At 58.1% G+C, this 18719-nt stretch carries 16 protein-coding genes; 2 read left to right on the forward strand and 14 right to left on the reverse strand.

What is annotated here, in order from left to right; all coding sequences use genetic code 11:
* Positions 1 to 11 precede the first annotated feature (11 nt).
* The 11 genes from ACN0TA_RS02585 to ACN0TA_RS02635 all read right to left on the reverse strand — a co-directional run bounded on the left by ACN0TA_RS02585 (position 12) and on the right by ACN0TA_RS02635 (position 12837).
* Complete coding sequence (locus ACN0TA_RS02585; protein ID WP_417579504.1) at positions 12 to 800, reverse strand: HpcH/HpaI aldolase/citrate lyase family protein; 789 nt, start codon at positions 798 to 800, stop codon at positions 12 to 14.
* On the reverse strand, positions 797 to 1999 hold the full coding sequence (locus ACN0TA_RS02590) for a CaiB/BaiF CoA transferase family protein (protein WP_417579506.1): 1203 nt from the start codon (positions 1997 to 1999) through the stop codon (positions 797 to 799). The genes ACN0TA_RS02585 and ACN0TA_RS02590 overlap by 4 nt, the downstream gene beginning before the upstream one ends.
* Positions 1999 to 3063, reverse strand: coding sequence for an ABC transporter ATP-binding protein (locus tag ACN0TA_RS02595; protein ID WP_417579508.1), 1065 nt, complete (start codon positions 3061 to 3063; stop codon positions 1999 to 2001). The genes ACN0TA_RS02590 and ACN0TA_RS02595 overlap by 1 nt, the downstream gene beginning before the upstream one ends.
* Before the next feature lie 22 nt (positions 3064 to 3085).
* Entirely contained in the window at positions 3086 to 5182 is a 2097-nt protein-coding gene (locus ACN0TA_RS02600; protein WP_417579510.1) for an ADP-ribosylglycohydrolase family protein, read from the reverse strand.
* Between the two features lie 51 nt (positions 5183 to 5233).
* Positions 5234 to 6415, reverse strand: coding sequence for an ADP-ribosylglycohydrolase family protein (locus tag ACN0TA_RS02605; protein WP_417579512.1), 1182 nt, complete (start codon positions 6413 to 6415; stop codon positions 5234 to 5236).
* Positions 6412 to 7809: an extracellular solute-binding protein gene (locus ACN0TA_RS02610; protein ID WP_417579514.1), complete on the reverse strand. Its 1398-nt coding sequence runs from the start codon at positions 7807 to 7809 to the stop codon at positions 6412 to 6414. Before ACN0TA_RS02610 ends, ACN0TA_RS02605 begins: the two co-directional genes overlap by 4 nt.
* Positions 7810 to 7842: 33 nt before the next feature.
* Positions 7843 to 8739 (reverse strand): carbohydrate ABC transporter permease, encoded by an 897-nt coding sequence (locus tag ACN0TA_RS02615; RefSeq protein WP_417579516.1) that lies wholly within the window; start codon positions 8737 to 8739, stop codon positions 7843 to 7845.
* Position 8740: 1 nt separating this feature from the next.
* Positions 8741 to 9718: an ABC transporter permease gene (locus tag ACN0TA_RS02620; RefSeq protein WP_417579518.1), complete on the reverse strand. Its 978-nt coding sequence runs from the start codon at positions 9716 to 9718 to the stop codon at positions 8741 to 8743.
* Between the two features lie 2 nt (positions 9719 to 9720).
* On the reverse strand, positions 9721 to 10776 hold the full coding sequence (locus ACN0TA_RS02625; RefSeq protein ID WP_417579520.1) for a LacI family DNA-binding transcriptional regulator: 1056 nt from the start codon (positions 10774 to 10776) through the stop codon (positions 9721 to 9723).
* Positions 10777 to 11018: 242 nt separating this feature from the next.
* Complete coding sequence (locus tag ACN0TA_RS02630) at positions 11019 to 11981, reverse strand: dihydrodipicolinate synthase family protein (RefSeq protein ID WP_417579522.1); 963 nt, start codon at positions 11979 to 11981, stop codon at positions 11019 to 11021.
* Positions 11982 to 12114: 133 nt separating this feature from the next.
* Positions 12115 to 12837 carry a GntR family transcriptional regulator gene (locus tag ACN0TA_RS02635; RefSeq protein WP_417579524.1) on the reverse strand — a complete coding sequence of 241 codons (723 nt, stop codon included), beginning with the start codon at positions 12835 to 12837 and terminating at the stop codon, positions 12115 to 12117.
* A 145-nt stretch (positions 12838 to 12982) separates the two neighbouring features.
* On the opposite strand from ACN0TA_RS02635, the gene ACN0TA_RS02640 reads away from it, so the two are divergent.
* Both ACN0TA_RS02640 and ACN0TA_RS02645 read left to right on the forward strand, forming a co-directional pair.
* Positions 12983 to 14215, forward strand: coding sequence for an NAD(P)/FAD-dependent oxidoreductase (locus tag ACN0TA_RS02640; protein ID WP_417579526.1), 1233 nt, complete (start codon positions 12983 to 12985; stop codon positions 14213 to 14215).
* 10 nt (positions 14216 to 14225) lie between these two features.
* Positions 14226 to 15227 (forward strand): 4-hydroxyproline epimerase, encoded by a 1002-nt coding sequence (locus tag ACN0TA_RS02645; protein WP_417579528.1) that lies wholly within the window; start codon positions 14226 to 14228, stop codon positions 15225 to 15227.
* 20 nt (positions 15228 to 15247) lie between these two features.
* Here ACN0TA_RS02645 and ACN0TA_RS02650 read toward each other — a convergent pair whose 3' ends face one another.
* The 3 genes from ACN0TA_RS02650 to argH are packed head-to-tail and all read right to left on the reverse strand — an operon-like array spanning position 15248 to position 18719.
* Positions 15248 to 16150 (reverse strand): carbohydrate kinase family protein, encoded by a 903-nt coding sequence (locus tag ACN0TA_RS02650; protein ID WP_417579530.1) that lies wholly within the window; start codon positions 16148 to 16150, stop codon positions 15248 to 15250.
* Positions 16147 to 17217, reverse strand: coding sequence for an ABC transporter ATP-binding protein (locus ACN0TA_RS02655; protein ID WP_417579532.1), 1071 nt, complete (start codon positions 17215 to 17217; stop codon positions 16147 to 16149). The genes ACN0TA_RS02650 and ACN0TA_RS02655 overlap by 4 nt, the downstream gene beginning before the upstream one ends.
* Positions 17217 to 18719, reverse strand: coding sequence for an argininosuccinate lyase (gene argH / locus ACN0TA_RS02660; protein ID WP_417579534.1), 1503 nt, complete (start codon positions 18717 to 18719; stop codon positions 17217 to 17219). Before argH ends, ACN0TA_RS02655 begins: the two co-directional genes overlap by 1 nt.

Here is an 18719-nt window from a genome sequence, read left to right on the forward strand (position 1 = left end):
GTTGGTGAAATTCAACTCCGGGACACGATTGCGCGCGCGCGGGATATGATCGGAGCGTCGATCATCCTGCCATCGAGGCTAAAGGCGCCGGCTGCCGCCTTTTCGGCTGCCGCAAGAACCCGGTTGGCCCAATCGATTTCCTCCAACGAGGGTGCAAAGACGCCATTCAGGATCGGTACAGCCGAAGGGTGCACGCAGCTCGCTCCGTCAAATCCGTGCCGGCGGGCCTCTTTTGCAGCGTCTTCAATAGCCGCAAGATCGGTGTAGTCCGCCACTGTGCGGAACAAGCCAAATGAGAGTTTTTGGTGCGCTTTGGCTGCGTAGTGGATCAAGAGCTTTGGCGTTCGCAATACATCGGGGTCGGGCAGCGCTCCCAGCGCGGTCGCCAGGTCTTCCCCGCCCGCGGCAAGGCCCGCAACGGCCGGGTGAGCAGCGATGGCGTTTGCTTCGAGCAGGGCCATTGGGTCTTCGATAAGTGCAAAAAGTGGCAGTCCGGGGCTGGCCGCGGCAAGGACGTCAATGCTGCCCCGGCTGGCCTTGGGAACGTAAAGACCGTCAGCAGTTGCTGCAGCAGCTGCATCCTCGTTTGGTGTTTGCGTCGTGATACGAACGAAGACCTTTGCGCCGGCTTGGCCTGCCGCGCGAATGGATGCGGGCAGGGCATTGCGTGCAGCATCTCGATGCGCGGGCCGAACCGAATCCTCAAGATCGAGAATAATTGCGTCCGCCCCGCGCTCATGGGCCTTGGCAATGAACCGTTCATTGTCCGCAGGAACGTATAGCAGCGAACGCAATCTCATCGTGTCAGGTCCAGAGCCGCAGTAATGTCGGCCGGTGCAAATCCGATATCTTTCAGGATGGCCTCGCCATCAGCGCCCAGCTCTGGCGCCGGCAGATAGAAACCACCCGGCGTTGCCGAAAGACGCGGCAATACATTGTGCATGGGTAAGCTGCCAAATTCGGCGTCATCCATTTCGACAATCACTTCACGCTCACGGAAGTGAGGATCCTGGTGGGCATCCGCTATTGAATAGATCGGTCCTACGGTTGCACCTGCATCACGCATGATCTGCAGCGCGTCATCGCTTGTGCGCGCGACAAACCATCCCCCGATTGCCGCATCGACAAGGTCACGGTGCTTGATGCGGTCCGAGTTGGTGGCGAAACGGGGGTCATCGATCATGTCGGCGCGACCGATAATTGTGAAAATCCGCTCGGCTACAGCCTGGGTCGAGCCCGACAGCGCAAGGTATTTGCCGTCGGCGCAAACATAGACGTTGCGTGGGCAGGAAGTGTTTGATGCCGACCCCACGCGCTCTTTGATGATGCCGGTTTTGGCAAAGATTGCAGCTTCCGGGCCGAGAACCGAAAAAATGGGTTCGAGGAGCGAAAGATCTATGACCTGTCCGCCCGCATGCCCCTTCTCGCGCGCCAACAAGGCTGTATTGACAGCAGATGCGCCATAGATGCCGGCGATCATGTCGGCCAGGGCGAGCGGTGGAAGAACAGGTTCGCGATCGGGAAAGCCAGTGCGATAGGCGTATCCGCTCATTGCTTCGACAATGGTCCCGAACCCCGGGAGATGGGCATAGGGCCCGGTTTGGCCATATCCCGACACACGCAGGACGATCAGCGCCGGGTTGCGTTCATGCAGCGCCTTGGGCGCCAGGCCCATTTTTTCGAGCGTTCCCGGTCGGTAGTTTTCGATCAGCACATCCGCACTGTCGATCAACGCCCAAAGAGCCTCCATTGCAGCCGGGCGACGCAAATCGAGAACAATCGAGCGCTTGTTCCGGCCATACACCTTCCAGAAAAATGATGCACCGCCATCCTTCCAGGCGCGCAATGGGTCACCCGAGGGTGGTTCGACCTTGATGATTTCGGCACCGAAGTCGCCCAATTGCAGAGAGGTCATGTTGCCCGCGACGAGCCGGGAAAGGTCGATGACCTTGATTCCTTTGAGCGGGCCGCGCGCATCCGCATCGAACTGCCGCGACATCAACGCAGCCTCGCGCCCGTTTTTGTATCGAACAGCAGCGCCTTTTCGGCATCGGGTGTTATCGAGATCGTATCTCCTGCAGAAAGGATATCGACATTGTGCACGACGATCGAAAGTTCAATCTGTCCGGCGCGCACAGCGAGTTCCTGGCTATCGCCAGTCGGTTCGACAAGAATGATCTCAGCTTTGGCACCGCGGTCGGAGATAGTGAAATGCTGCGGCCTTATCCCATAGGTTACCGGCGCTCCCTTTTCGAGCGCAACCGGAGCGGGAAGGGGCATGCGCGTGCCATCATCCAGCTCGACCTCAGCAATGTCGGGTCCAAGCGTTTTGGCCGACAATAGGTTGATTTCCGGCGATCCGATGAAGCCGGCGACGAAGGCATTGGCCGGGTTTTGATAGACGTCGAGCGGCGTGCCCACCTGGGCGATGTCCCCATCATGAAGCACCACGATGCGGTCGGCCAGTGTCATGGCTTCGGTCTGGTCATGGGTGACATAGATCATTGTCTTGCCCAAACGCTGATGCAGCTTCTTTATTTCCGAGCGCATTTTGACGCGCAACTTCGCATCGAGATTGGACAGCGGCTCATCGAACAGAAAAGCCGTCGGGTTGCGCACGATGGCCCGCCCCATGGCGACGCGCTGGCGCTGCCCACCGGACAATTCGCGCGGCAGGCGGTCGAGCAGGTGGCCAAGACCCAGAATTTCGGCAGCTTCTTTTACCCGTGTTTCGATTTCCGCTTTGGGTTGTCCCGCCAGCTTGAGCGCGAAGCTCATATTGTCGGCAACTTTCATATGCGGATAGAGCGCATAGGACTGGAAGACCATAGCAAGGTCGCGTTGCTTGGCGGGCATCGTGTTGACCACCTTGCCCCCGATTTCGACATCACCCGCGGTTATGTCTTCGAGCCCCGCGATCATGCGCAGCAGCGTCGATTTTCCGCACCCCGAGGGGCCGACCAGTACGACAAATTCCCCCTCCGCGATATCGATGGAGATGTCGTTGAGCACCGGCACATGGCCGTAGCGCTTATAGACGTTACTGAGCGTGATCTTGGACATCGAAGTCCTTCCTGTCCTTCAGTTATTGCTCGACGATTTCAAATCTGCCCACAGCAAACCGACCAGGTCCGCCAAGGCGTAGACCGGATTGCCCGTAGCTGAAGCGATCGTCATTGGCCTGGAGCAATTTCTCGCCATCGACCGACACTGTGATCGAAGTCCCACTGACCGCGACTTCGAGATCGTAGGGCCGACCAAGCTGAATCGTGAAATCCGTCTCGGCGAGAATGCTCTTGCCGAAATCCTCACGGATGATGCGCAATTTGCCGTCCTCGAACCCGGCGGCATAAAACCGAGAAGTGCCCTGAGCGCGAACGCTCACAAGATGGGACGCGCCAGACAATGGCGTAATTTGAGCGCCGACGAGGGCATCGCGGGTGTACAGATGCCCTGTCCACATATCGGCGTCCGTATCGGTGAGGCAGGTGATCGCGGCCCCATCTTTTTTCCAGTAACCGCGGTTCCAGGTAAAGCGTGTGATGGCTTCCCATTCCTCGACCTCGTTGGCTGGATCGATACGGGTTGCGCCCTTGCCCGATACACGGAAATTGGCAATGTAGAGCTTTCCAAGAAATTTCAACCGCCCGAAATATTCGATGTCCAGGCCGATCTCGTCGATCGCCTCACCATCGGCTTCAGGCACTGTAAATTCGATACGGGTCCATCCCGCCGCTGCAGGCTGTTCATAGGCGCCGGTTTCGATGACTGACTTGCTCATCGTTGCCCGGACATAGGGCGCTATGCGCAAATGGCCGTCGCCTTCCCAGGGCTCCATGAAAACGTCGAAGGATACGGTCTGGCCGCTGGCCACCAATGGCGAGAACATCGGACGATAGCGCTCGTCGTCGAAATCGGTGCGTCGATAAAACGGCTTCCAGAACACTTTGCCCGAGTGTCCCCGCTCGAAACGATCGACAAGGATCTCAAGCGCACCGGTTCCCGCTTTGTGGTCCTTGTCGGCCCATTTGAGTTCAAGTTGATTGGTGCCCGAGGTCTTGAAGCCGTGCGTCGAGCCGGGCAACGAGAAATCGAAGTGGACGCCCCGATCCTCCATCGCCTCGGCCCAGCCTTCGGGTACGTCCTTGCCATCGAGTTGCAACGCAAGCGTTGCCAGTTCGCGGGCGAAGGTGGGGATATCGACGATATTGAGAGCACCTGTGACCCCGGAGGTCACGACCATGTCATTGATGGGCTTGCGATATTTGTCCCATGAGGGTTGTACGCCCTCGAACGTGCCGATAATTGCGCCGGCATTGCCAGCGTTGCAATCGGTGTCCCAGCCACACATGGTTGCAATTTCGACAGTTCGGCACAGATCGCCTTCGCCATAAACCATGGCAAGCGCAAGCACACCGGCATTGGGAATGATGTGGCAAACGCCAGGATACCGGTCATAGCCCCAGTCGCGGGTCAGCAGATCCCGGCAGGCGCGCCAGTCATCGGGGGCTGATTTGTGCTGTGCGAGAACAGCGTTGACCACGGCGGCGTATGTTGAATCTTCGGGGATAACCTTCAGACCGATGGAAAACAGCTCGTCGACTGATTTCGCTGTAAAGGCTGCAGCGATCATCGCAGCGCAGAACCGTGCTCCATGCAGGCCTTCGCCGTCATGGGCAACCGAGGCCGCATTGGCTGACATTTCCGCAGCGCGATCGGGATTGCCGGCGTTGACCCAACCCCAGCTATCGATGAAGATTTGGCCGCCGATCTGTTCGGCAATCGCTGCGCCATTTTGGGCAATCGAGCCCGATCTTGGTGCTTCGATTCCGGCACGCAGATTGAGATAGGCGGTGTGCTCGGTCGAACGCCCATAACCGCCCCACCAATACATTCCATGGCCCTCGGCGGCATAATTGAGCCAGGTCTTGGCGACTTCATGCGGGGTGGGTGTCAGCTGGTAGTCGCGCATGGCGCGAATGAAATAGACCGGACCGTTGGTGTCGTCATCTGCGGCAAATGTCTTGAAATCGCGCAAATAGCCGGTGATTTCGCCATAGGTGTCGCGGATCCGCTCATAGCTCCAGATAGTCGGCTCGACCGGTGCGCCCAGGCGTACGCCTATAGCCTTGCCGATGAACCCTGAATAGATGCGATGGACGAGATCGAAGGAGGAAATCATTAAAGGTCCTGTTGAATAGAGAGTCAGTTTTTGCACCGGGAAAACCCGGCACTAGAACATCGCTGCCCGGTGGACGGCCAGTGTTTCAAGTCGCGATTTGTCGGCGCTCATTATGGTGCTGCTCGTTGCTGCGAAGCGGGCAGATTCGGTGGCAAGATCGAGGCGATTGATCGTATCGATCTGTTTGGCGTCGCCACTGTCGATGATGGCCTCGCCATGCATCGCGCCAAGGATAGCGCCAGCCATCACGCCGATTGAATCGGTATCGCGGCCCGAATTGACGCCATCTTCGACGGCCTGGCGGAAGTCACCATTGGCAAAGATCGCAAACCCGAGAGCGAGAGGTAGCTCCTCGATCGAATGAAACCGTGAGGGCTGATAGTTCGGAGTTGGTTTGCCCGCTTTGGCGGCTGTATGATCGAGATCGTCGCCGAGAGGGGAGAACGGGACTATTGCCTTGTGAAAGGTACTGACCACTTCGCCATAATCTGCGCCCTTGGCGCGCAAATCCTTTGCCAGCCCGGCAATTTCACCGATCGCGGCGCGGGTCCCGTCCTTCGCAAGCTCATAGGCGGTGTCGACAACATCTTCGATGGTCGTTGCTGGTACGAAAGCGGCAGCGACCGCGCCAGCCAGAACACCCGCAGCTTCAAGGCCATAACTCTGCTGATGACCCGAGGCGAAGGCAATTGCCTCGTCATAGGCGGCACGGGGGTCGCAGGCATTCACCACGCCCACTGGCGCGATATACATCGCGGCCCCACAATTGACCATGTTGCCCAGCCCGCCCTGGCGCGGATCGCAGCCGGAGAGTTGGTGGCGCTGGAATATCCACTTCTCAGGATAGAAAAGGCGCTCGAGCAAAGGGCATTCGCGTTGAAGCTCGGGTACGTAGCGTTTGACCCAGGCAATCTGGCGCACCATTCCATCGGCCATATCCCAGGCATCGATGTGACGAACGGTTTCGTTATAGACCGCCATCAGCGAAAGCGTCATCAGCGTGTCGTCGGTTACAATGCCATTGCCGCGAATTCGGCCATTGCCTGCGGCAGGGTCACGGCTGGTCCGGTGCCATTGATTGTCTAGCGAAGTCACCCGCCCATACATGGACTGGATTTCAGCCGGTGTGAGTTTTTCGACGGGCGCTCCGATGGCGTCGCCAAGTGCGACGCCATGGAGCAGTCCGCGAACCCGGCTGGAAAAAGCCGGGCCCGTGTTCTGCTGTTTGGTCATTGAAGTACTGTCCTTGCGTGTTCGGTCATCGCCTGGCCGCCAGCGGCATGCCATCCATCGACATATTGGTCCCATTGGTCCATCGACCATTCACCAGAGACGAAGCGGAACACCGAGGTGCGATAATACTGCTCGGCAGCATCAACGCTGGGTGCCAGGTCCGCGGGCCAGACGAAGGCGTTGTCGGCGGTGAAGTACTCAGCGCCCTGTTCGAGCGAGCCCTGGGCAACGTCGGACAACAGGGCAACCGGAGGCGACCAGTAGTCTGGGTTTACCGTCCAGAAGCGCGGATACCATCCGCCCATAGCGGGCAGCACTTCGAACGTGTCGCCGTCGCGGGTGTAATGTTCGCCCTCGACGCCCATCCGGTCGATAAGCTGCCCTTCGGGGCTGGCAAGGAAATCAAGCACGGCAAAGGCCGCTTCCTTGTTTTCGCTCATTGCGTGGATAGCGTAGCCGCGATCTTCCTTAGCAACATTGACGGCCTCCAGCCCATCGGGGGGATCGAGCAGAGCAAGATCGGAACCCGGATTGGCTTCCTGCATTTTGGTCTTGTAGATTTCGACGACCGGCCCGGCAGTGCCCATGATGATACCGACGCGACCCGAATAGAACTTGTCTTCCTTCACTTCCCAGTTGGAGGTGACATATTCGGGATCGAGAATACCGTCGGCATAGAGCATCTGGTAATAGGCAAGTTTTTCGCGCTCGGCATCCGAGACACGGGCATGGATCCATTCTCCGCTTCCGTCCTCAAGCCAGGTCGATGACACACCGAAGGACTGGTTGAAGATCGCGTCGAGCTCGGCGGTATTGTCCGGCGCAAGAATGCCGAAAGTATCGGCTTGACCATTGCCGTCGAAATCGGACTGCGAGATCTCGGTCATGAACGCTGTCCACTCTTCGAGATTGGTGGGCTTTTCAAGCCCGCTCTCTTCGAGCCAGTCTGTGCGCATTACCGGCGATTTCGTGCGTGCCGGAAAAATATAGAGGAGGTAGGGATAGTTTTCGATGCGCGCCTCGTTATGGGCCCACATTGCGTCCTTGATATAGCTCGATTGCTCGATCCAGGGACGCAGATCTTCAAGGATGCCCTGATTGGCAAACTCGGCGTCGGCGCCCTGGAAATAAACTATATCGGGGATTTCGCCTGAAAGCAGACGGAGGCTGAGCGCGTCGGCATAGCCCGAGCTTGGCAGACCGACCAGTTCGATATTGACCGGCGTGCCGGCCTCGGCCATCCCAGCTTCGATACGCTCGAAAAGTTCGGCATCACCCGGATTGTCATGGGCGATGATCTTTACCGTTGGGGCGTCCTGCGCCAGGACGCCGCCTCCCAAACTCAGTGTTGTCGCCACGGCAACAACCGTGGTCATAAGGTGTCTTGCAAGCATCTGGTCCTCCTCCTTGTTGGATTTTTGCTTGTGTTATCCCTTCAGGGCGCCACTCATTGTGCCCTTGGTGAAGAATCTTAGGATCAGCGGATAGACCGCCAATATCGGCAGGATGGTCAGCATGATCATGCCCGCATTGAGTGCGCGCGTGCTGATCTGGGCCGCACCCTGGTAATTCGCCATTGCCGCAAGTCCGACCATCGAGGATTTGTCTCCGTCGAGAACGAATTTGCGCAGCACCACCTGAAGCGGGTGCATGCTGGCGTCGTTGAGATAGATCATCGGCCGCAGAAACTCGTTCCAGTGATAGACGAGGTAGAACAGCGTGATGGTGGCCAGTGCAGGCATGGTCAGCGGCAGCACCACTTTCCAAAGCGTCTGAAACGCGTTGGCGCCATCAAGCTCAGCGGCTTCGAGCAGTTCACCCGGCACTTCTTCAAAAAAGCGGATAAGGATGATGAGGTACCATGCGTTGACGAGCTTATAGAGAATGACGGCCCAGTAGCTGTTGAGCAGGCCAAGCTCTCTGACCACAAAATAATCTGGGATCAGGCCTGGCTCGAAGACGATGGTCGCCAGCACAAAGACAAACAGGATTCGCCGTCCCGGCAGCCTTGGCCGCGATAGAGCCCAGGCCATCAGTGCTGTAAACGTGACGTTGAGGATCGTGCCGGTCACTGTGATTAAAAGCGAGTTGAGCAAGCCGCGCTGAACTTCAGGATTGGCGATCAGAAGCGTCCAGACGTCCAGTGAGAACCCGCGGGGAATGATGGCTAGCCCGCTCATGCCGGGCACCTGGGCCGAATCCGAAAAGGAGATGGCCAACAGATTGAGAATCGGCTGAACGGTGACGACGACCATGAGCAAAAGGCTCGATACGATGATCGTCTGTTCAAGGCGTTCAAGACGGGTGGAATTGGCGCGGTTCATATTACCAAACTCCCTTGCCGGTCAGGCGCTTGGAAATTGTGTGTGCGGCAACGATGAGCACCATGCCGATGACGCCCTTGAACAGGCCCGCGGCGGTTGCGAGCGAGAACTGCCCCGATTGCAGGCCGATGCGATAGACATAGGTGTCGATAATATCGATCTGGTCGCGGATCGCGTCATTTGACAGGTTGAAAACCTGATCAAACCCGGCGTTCATGAATAGCCCGACATTGAGGATGAACAGCGTCGCAATAGTGGGCGCAATGCCGGGTAGCGTAACGTTGACGATCTTTTGCCAGCGATTGGCGCCATCCATTTCGGCTGCATCGTAAAGCTGGGGGTCGATGGCCATGATGGCTGCGAAATAGAGCAGAGAATCCCAGCCGGCCGTGCGCCACATTTCTGAGAACACGATGACCCAGCGAATTGCGCCGGAATCGGTCATGAAAGCCCGTGGAGCGAAACCCAGTGCTTGCCCGATATCGTTGACCACACCGCTCGATGGCGACAGAGCGGCAATGAAAATGCCTGCGATAACCACCCAGGACAAGAAGTGGGGCAGGTAAATGGCCGATTGAATGAAGCGGCGCAAATTGGTGCTGCGCACTTCGTTGATGAACAGCGCAATCAGGATGGGTATCGGAAAGACGAAAGCCATCTTCATTGCTGAAATGATCAGCGTGTTCGCTAAAACCTGAAAGAAGGCAGGTGAGTCGAAAAGCGTGTCGAAGTGTTTTAGGCCCACCCAGAGATTGTCGCCGAAGATGCGAAAATCTTCAAAGGCGAGCTTGGCCTGATAGATCGGGAAATAGTGAAAGATCAGAAAGTACAAAATGCCCGGCGCCATCATCGCATAGTAGGGCCACCAAGCACGCAGCTTTAATCCAAACGCAACATGCTTTGGCATACGACGTGCATTTTTGGGAACGTTCCCAAAATTGGAAACAGTCGAAGCAAGTTTTTTTTCGTCAAGGCTCATGATTAGTTGCTCCCCACGGCCATCATGCGGGCTGGGCTATACCCGTCATTTCGAGCCAGTGAGCCACGCGAGGTGAGTGCGCAGTCCAAAAGCACGCGGCGGTGCTCGAGTTTGCCTTCGATCGTTTCCGCCAGCAATCGCATGCCTTGGGTGCCGATGGTACGGGCGGGCTTCTCGATAGTGGTCAGGCCGGGGTCCGAAAAGGCAGCTGCGGGAATGCCGTCAAAACCAAGTATCGAGATGTCGTCAGGACACCGAAGGCCAGCTTCGCGAACGGCCAGCAAGGCGCCGAGCGCCATTAGGTCATTGGCCGCAAAGATGCAGCGCGATGGTGCCGTGCTGCGTTCCAAAAGGCGCAACGTCGCAGCGCGCCCCGATTCTACGGTATAGCTGCCTTCCTCGATCACCAGCGTTGCAGGATCGATATCGCGGGCAATACAGTAATCGTGGACCACGCGCATAAAGCGCACGCGGGCCAGGCGATTGGCCGAGCCAACCAGCAATGCCGGGCGATGATGGCCAAGACCGGCCAAATGGTCCAGGCCCAGTGCCACCCCTTGTGCAATATCGCTGCCCACGCTGGACAGTTCGGGAAAGCGCTCGGCGCTTGAGCCGATCAGGACCACCGGCAGACCAAAGCGACCCAGCCCGTCTATATTGTCGGCAACGGGATTGACTATAGCACCATCGACGCGGGCCTGTCTCAAGGCGCGCAGATGATGGGCTTCGCGCTCGGGGTCCCAGTCGGAACTGAAAATAAGAAGCGACGCTCCGCTGGCGGCCGCTGCATCTTGAGCGCCGCGCGCCACCTCGGCCCAGAATGGATTGGCAATATCGGGGATTACAAGTCCAATCAGCCCGGTCTTGCCCGACCGTAGTGAGTGGGCGAGATGGTTGCGCTCATAGCCCAGCGCGCGCACGGCATTGAGTACACGCTCCCGCGTTTTTTCGCCGATATGGGGCGATCCCGATAGTGCGCGCGCGACGGTGCTCTTGGAGACCCCGGCCACTTCGGCAATATCGATGATCGTCGGTTGCTTGGTTTTGCGCGTAGGCATCACGTTATGCGGATATACCGCTTCCTCCCAATTTTGGGAACGTTACCAAAAGGGTATTCAGCTGTAAAGTAGGGGCAGATCTCTAATCGCAAGGTTCGTGGTTTCGCCTATGAGTGCTGCCGGGACATCAAGAGCTTTGCGTAGCTGGCATGGAGGCGACAAAAAATGGACCGGTGCTACTGCCTCGGCCCATTTCATAACTTTCAGACAAGGAGCGCTTGCCCCATGTTGGGTTTACGGTGTCAGACGGTGTATGCCTGGACCGCGCCCGGCAGCTTGCTCCATTCGGCATACCAGGTGTCGAACAGGCGAAGCTGATGATCGGCATAGCCGCGCTGACTATCGGTCAGTGCGTCGGTTTCATTGAAGTGAAGGGCGTATTCGCTGTCCCCCTTGGCAACCATCAAGTGCTTGTAGAACAAGACCAGATCCGTGCCTTCGTCGAACGAGGAGAGTACAGCGAGTGCGCTTTCGAGTTCGAGTGCCCGCTGGCGTGCTTCGACGTCGCCATTGGCCGCAGCACGCGACAGCGCGCAAAGATGCAGCACTTCACGCGGAAGGACATTGCCGATGCCGGTGATGGCGCCGGTTGCGCCGCAATTGACGAACCCGTGGAATACAGTGGTGTCGACGCCGACCATGAGCGAAACCTCATCGTCGCGGCTGGTGATGTTCTCGGCAGCATAGGTCAGCGAATCGGCGCCGCCGAATTCCTTGAAGCCGATCAGGTTTTTGTGCTCTTCGCGGAGAGAGAAGAACAGGTCGGCGCGTGTCGCAAAGCCATAATAGGGGCTGTTGTAGATCACAGCTGGCAGGTCGGGCGCAGCCGAAAGGATCGCCTTGAAGTGATGACGTTGTGCAATTGCAGAAGCGCCGCGTGACAGGACGCGTGGGATAACCATCAAGCCATGGGCTCCGACGTCCTGTGCGTGCTTGGCGATGGCGACGGCGGAGGCTGTGTTGATAGCGCCGGTTCCGACAATAACCGGAACGCCCGCCTTGACGAGGCGTTCAACGCCTTCCATGCGTTCCGCGTCGGTCAATAGTGGCCAGTCGCCCATTGATCCGCAATAGACAACGCCGCGCATGCCAGCGGCAACCATTTGCTCGCCCTTGCGTACCAGTGCGTCGAAGTCGGGCGTGCGGTCCGGCTTGCAGGGGGTCATGAGGGCGGGAATACACCCAGAGAAAATGCTGGCGGCCATTTCGGCGTCTCCTTGAGCAGGGGCTGTTCGGCGTTTTACCGATTTGTGATTGGCACACAATACCGCTTGTATTTTATTTGTCGACTAGAATTTTTCGAAGCGCTGGTGGAGTCTCTGGCCGCCTGGGATGCAGCTACAGGGAAATGCGGGCGTTTATGCGCTTGTCGGCCGTGATGTAGGACTGGATCTGGGTTACGATCTGCTGGGCATGAGCGCTGGCCAGACGATCTGCTGCATCGACATCGCGCGCCTCAATCGCTTCAATCATCTGGTCATGTTCGGTGACATATTTGCGAGGCAGTTCGTCGTTGAACGAAGAGTAATAGAGCCGCAAGAGCCGCCGGTTCTGGTCGAGAAGCCTCGCAAACAGATCAGTATAATAGCTGTTGCCGCCAGCACGGGCAATTTCGAGGTGGAAATCGCAATTGGTGGCGATAAGCGCAAGGGCGTCGCGGGCATCGACAGCCTGAGTGAATGCCGCCTGCTTTGTGCGCATCCTGGCAATATCGTCAGGGTGATGATGGCCCGCAGCCAGCCGCGTCGTAACGCGATACATCAATGTCAGCGCGTCGAAGAACTGTGGCAGATGCAGAAAGTCGATATTTGACACGATGGTCGCCCGGTTGGGCAGCGTGGTAATCAGGCCCTCCACCGAAAGCCTTACCAGAGCCTCGCGGATCGGGGTGCGTGAAAGCGAAAACCGATCTGCGAGCTGCAATTCGTCCATCGGACTGCCGGGGGCCAGTGCCAGATCGATGATTTCATTGCGCAGTACATTATAGACATGGCTCGAACCCGACCCGCGCCTGGGTGCATCGGACTTGTCGGCCTTGTTTGGTTTGGTGTCTTTGCTCATACCGCGCCTCTTGGTTTTGTCTTTAGTTCATAAGGGATGGAGCACGGTGCAGGGAAGGTGTCGATAACCAATATTTTCATTGTCGACAGAAGCGGTGCCCAAAGATATATACACGATAGCGCTCAATTTAAGGGATCGAAATATCATGCGTGTCGCCGTGGTCGGAGCAGGGGTCATCGGTGTGACTGCAGCGCTTGCCCTGGCTGAGCGCGGTCATGCGGTGACAATTTTCGACAGAAAAGGCGTGGCTTCGGGCGCTTCTGGCGGCAATGCGGGCGCATTTGCGTTCTCAGATGTCATCCCTTTGGCAACCCCGGGTATCATGAGCAAGGCACCAGGTTGGCTGCTCGATCCCAACGGGCCATTGTCGATCCCTCCCGCCTATGCCCTGAGAATCACGCCCTGGCTCCTTGCCTTTTTCAAGGCTAGCCTGCCTGCTCGATACCATGCTGCAGTTTCTGCTCAGGGCGCTCTTATGGCGCACTCGGCCTCAGCCCTCGAACGGCTCGTCGCAAAATGCAGTCTTGAAGGACTTATGCGCCGTGAAGGGCAGATACAGCTCTATGAGAGCGAACGGGAATTCAAGGCGAGTCTGTCGGGCTGGGAAGAACGCCGCGCGGTGGGGGTAAACTTCAGGCTCCTAACCCGTTCCGAAGAAATCGCCGAAATCCAACCTGGGCTGTCCCCGCGCTTTACCCATGCTGGCTTCACGCCCGACTGGAAGAACGTCACCGACCCTTCGGTGTGGACGAACGCTTTGGCAGACAGGGCCATTGTACAGGGTGCCAAACTCGTCAGCGCCGAGATCGGGCGGATCACGCATGGCGAAGATGGTGTGTTGCTTGAGGGTGCCGGCCAGGATTTCAAGTTCGACAAGGTCGTGATCGCCGCCGGCGCACATTCGGCCCGTCTGACCAAGCAGCTCGGTGTCAGACTGCCGCTCGAAACAGAGCGTGGCTACAATGTTACTCTGCCAGCGGGTGCATTCGACTTGCGCACTCATGTGACGTTTGCCGGTCATGGATTCGTTGTCAGCCGCATTGGCGAAGGCATCCGCGTCGGCGGTGGCGTCGAACTTGGCGGGCTCGATCTGAAACCGCGTATGAGTCGCGCCGATTCCTTGCTCGCCAAAGCAGCCCGGTTTATGCCTGATCTGAACGCCAGCGGCGGACGCCGTTGGATGGGCTTCCGACCATCCATGCCTGACAGCCTGCCGGTCATAGATATTGCGCCTGGAAATCCTCGCGTCATTCTGGCGTTCGGACATGGTCATCTGGGGCTCACCCAATCGGCGGGAACCGCAGAGCTTGTTGCCGATCTTGTCAGCGATGCCCCGCCGGCAATTGAAATTGCCCCCTTCCGTGCAACCCGTTTTTGAGAAGACACCGATGAGCCAAAAGACATTTCAGTGCATTGATGGGCACACATGCGGCAATCCCGTACGACTGGTTGCAGGCGGCGCGCCCTTTCTCAAGGGCGACAACATGCTCGAAAAGCGGGCGCACTTTCTCGCCGAGTATGACTGGATCAGAACCGGCTTGATGTTCGAGCCGCGCGGCCACGATATGATGTCTGGCTCGATCCTCTATCCCCCAACCCGTTCTGACTGCGAAGTTGCCGTACTCTTCATTGAAACGTCCGGCTGCCTGCCTATGTGCGGGCATGGAACCATCGGTACCATCACCATGGCGATCGAGAACGGACTGATTACGCCGCGTGAGCCAGGAAAACTGTCAATCGAAACGCCTGCCGGCAAGGTCGATATCACTTATCGCCAAGAGGGGCGTTTTGTAGAAGAAGTGCGCCTGACCAATGTTGCCTCTTTCCTGCATGCCGAGGGGCTGACGGCAGAGATCGAAGGGTTCGGCGAACTTACAGTTGATGTGGCCTATGGCGGCAATTTCTACGCCATTGTCGAGCCGCAGAAACGGTTTGACGACATGGCAGACTTTACAGCGGCCGAGCTGATCGGCCTATCGCCCAAGCTGCGCAAGGCGCTCAACGAAAAGTACGAGTTCGTCCACCCCGAACACCCTCAAATTAGCGGTTTGAGCCATATCCAGTGGACCGGCAGGCCCACCCAGGATGGCGCTTCCGCGCGCAATGCCGTTTTCTACGGCGATAAGGCCATCGATAGATCGCCCTGTGGTACGGGCACATCCGCCCGCATGGCGCAGCTGGCAGCTAAGGGAAAGCTCGGCGTCGGCGACGAATTTATTCACGAGAGCATAATCGGCTCGCTGTTTTCTGGGCGGGTTGAGGCGGAGGCCAAGGTGGGGGGCACCCCGGCAATCATTCCCTCAATTGGCGGTTGGGCGCGTCAAACGGGCTTCAACACGATCTTTATTGACGATCGCGATCCATACGCTCACGGCTTTACAGTCATCTGAGAGCGGACTGTTCGGCTCTATCAGACGGCAACTGATGGTGTGGGCCGTGGAGCGCCGCCGATCGATTGAACCGACATTGAGCCGGCCGATACCCCGCCCTCAAGGCAGGCGTCCAGATCGAGGCCGGCAAGATAGGCATTGAGCAGCCCGGCGTTGAAGGCATCGCCTGCGCCGGTAGTATCCCGCACACGCACTTTGGGAGCTTTTGCCGACAGCCGGGTTTTGCCGGCGCCCAGCAGGCCACCATCGCCGCCACATTTGATTGCAACGATTGGAAAGTGCTCGGCCAGGACATCCAGGGCTTGGGACAGATCGTCTTTGCCAGTGATTGCCGCAGCTTCTTGTGCGTTGGGAAGAAAGATGTCGACGCCAGCGCAACCGTCAAGCAGGCCCGGCTTGCTGATCAGTGTGTCGTCCCAACTCGGGTCGAGCGCCACAGTAAGTCCGCCCGATTTAGCGCGCGAGACAAGATCAGGCTGTTCGGCCAGGGTCGCGTATTCGGCTATGTGCAGCAGAGCTGCCCGATCCCAAGCAAGCGCATCGCCAGACCGGGAAGGGACCGATGGGCCGGCCCGGCAGGACAGAAAGGCGCGATCCTGCGCGCCGGTCATCACGACGGTGACCTGCGGTCCAGCATCGGCCCTACGTTCGAGAAAGCGCAGATCGATGCCGCTTGTTTCCAATTGCGGCTCCAGGGCCAGCGATAGCGGGTCAGTACCATACGAGGCGAGCAGGGCCGCCGGGCGCTCAAGATGCACCAGATGGGCAGCGGCGATGAACGCGCCGCCGCCAAGCACTGGATCCATGGAATTGGCAAAGACCTCGCGGCCCATTTGCGGCATGCCTGACAGGCCCGCGAAGACGAGGTCGCAATAGATGCGGCCGACGCTGATGACAGCGTCGCGCGGCGTTTTTAAAATCATAGACGCCCCAAGGCCTTTTCGCTCTGTGCGTCGAAGAGATACAGACTCCCCGGTGCAGCCCAGGCTGTGACCGTGCTGTCGACGGCAGGCAGCAATTTGCCCGGTGCCGTGGCAATCGCCGACGCGCCAGCGATATCGAGGTGAACCAGCGTTTCCGATCCTAATGGCTCGACGGCTGTTACCTTGCCCTGGAAGGCAAGCGCAGCATCGGCTGGTGCCTCCCCGACCAGCAGATCGTGCGGCCGGATCCCGACAAGGATTCTCCCCGATTGGCTGGGAGGAGATGTCCCGTTGACCTTCGCGCCGCCAGCGGTGAGGCCGTCACTGTCGGCATTGCCTTCAATCAGGTTCATTGAGGGACTGCCGATAAACCGCGCTGTAAATACATCCACGGGGCTGTCATAGAGCTCAGTCGGCGTGCCGACCTGAAGTATGAGCCCGTCGCGCATTACCACGATCCGGTCAGCCATTGTCATGGCTTCGATCTGGTCGTGGGTCACATAGACAATTGTTGTCCCCAGGCGCTGGTGGAGCCGTTTGATTTCGATACGCATTTGCGAACGCAATTGTGCATCGAGATTGGATAGGGGCTCGTCGAACAGAAATGCTGCCGGATCGCGCACCATGGCGCGGCCGATAGCTACACGTTGGCGCTGACCGCCAGAGAGAGCAGCGGGCCGACGCTCAAGGAGGTCCTCAAGGCCCAGTATCTTGCCGGCTTCCTCAATTCGTTCCTGCTTTTCGGCCTTGGATAGTTTTGATGTGTAAAGTCCGAACCCGATATTCTGGCCCACGGTCATGTGTGGATAGATCGCGTAGTTCTGAAACACCATGGCGATGTTTCGCTGCTTGGGCTCGTATTGATTGACGACCTTGTCGCCGATCTTGAGGTCGCCACCCGAGATTTCCTCAAGTCCGGCGATCATGCGCAGGGTTGTCGATTTTCCGCAGCCGGATGGGCCTACGAAGACAACGAACTCGCCATCGGCAATCTTGAGGTCGATGCCATGAACGGCGGTCACCTTGCCGTAGCGCTTAACAAGGCCTTCCAATTGGATTTCTGCCATCACGCCGCTCCTAAAAGTGCATTGAATTTGGTGTTGAGTTCGGTATGTGCGGATTTCATCCGCTCGTCGCGCTCTTGCGCCCGGTTCGACAAAGCGCCGAGTTTTTCGCGGTATCGACCCAGTGAAGTGCGCAGTGCCGCAGGGGCCGGTCCGCCAAGGCGATCGCGCACCATGACGAAATGCTGGGCGGAAACCAGTTCGGCAAACCGCTCGGGCGAAAGCGTTGATGCCCTGCCTGTCGCCTCGTGGAATGCCTTGGAAAAAGGCGCAAATCCATCTTCGACAAGCGAGCCGTCAGCAGCGACGACCGATTTTGCAACCGCAGCGGCGACTTCGTGCGCCTGCCGAAACGAGAGGTTTTCCAGGCGGACGAGGCTGTCTGCCAACTCGGTGATCGTGATGCAGGAGCGTTTGGTATTGATCTCGACCCGCTCGGGGTTAATCGAGACCTGTGCGATCAGCGCGGCAAAAAGATCGAGCACGCGATAGGCGGCATCGAACGCCTGATAGCCCATCGCCTGGCTTTCGCCTTCGCTGTCATTCATGTCGGTAAAGGGCGTGTTGTGCATCACATCGAGCATCGCCTTGGCGCGCCCATAGGTCTGGCTGGCCAGATGGCGCAGATGTTCGATCGGCACTGGATTACGCTTTTGCGGCATGATCGAAGAAATCTGAACCAGCGCATTGGGGACGTAGAGTTGCCCCACTTCAAAGCTCGACCACACTTGAAAATCCTGAATGGGTCGACCCAGATGCAGAAAGCTCAGCGCCATAGCGCCGTAAATGCCTGTGATGTAGTCCACTGAGGCAATGCAGCCATAGGAGTTTTCAAGCGGCCGCGAAAAGCCGAGCAGTCCTGCCACGCGTTCACGATCGATGGGAAACCCTGAAGTGGTGATGGCGGCGGCACCCATTGGCGAAAGATCGATCACTTCGAGAGCGGACTCGACTTTCTCGATGTCCCGGATCAACACTTCGGCCATTGCCCCGAGATAATGTCCGAACGTCGTCGGCTGGGCAGGCTGGCCATGCGTATAAGCAACGATAAGTGTTTCGGCTTCCCGTTCCGCAGTCGTGAGGACGGCGTCGAGCAGTGCCCGCATCTTTTCAAGGAGAGCTTCAGTGCGCGGCTTGAGCCCGAGTTTGAAGAGGGTGTGGTCGATATCATTGCGCGAGCGAGATGTGTGCAACCGGCCTGCAAGATCAGGACCGAGGCGCGCTTTGAGGTGCTTTTCTATGAGGAAGAAGAAATCCTCGACCTCGCCTGTATAGACAAGACCATCGAGATCGATTTCTTCATCTATGGCAGCCAACGCACCAGCTATTGCCGCCGCCTGTTGTCTGGTCAGTATGCCGGTTTCTTCCAGCATCACGAGATGGGCTCTGTCGATGGCCCTGAACCCGTCCGCGTGATGGTCCTTGGCGCCGTCAAACAATGGGCGCAGAACCGATTCCGTGTAGACGGGATCGGGGAAGACGCTTGTGTCTTTTGGTGTGGTCAT

Origin of the sequence: Pelagibacterium sp., assembly GCF_048264985.1 — a bacterium.
GTDB lineage: Bacteria > Pseudomonadota > Alphaproteobacteria > Rhizobiales > Devosiaceae > Pelagibacterium.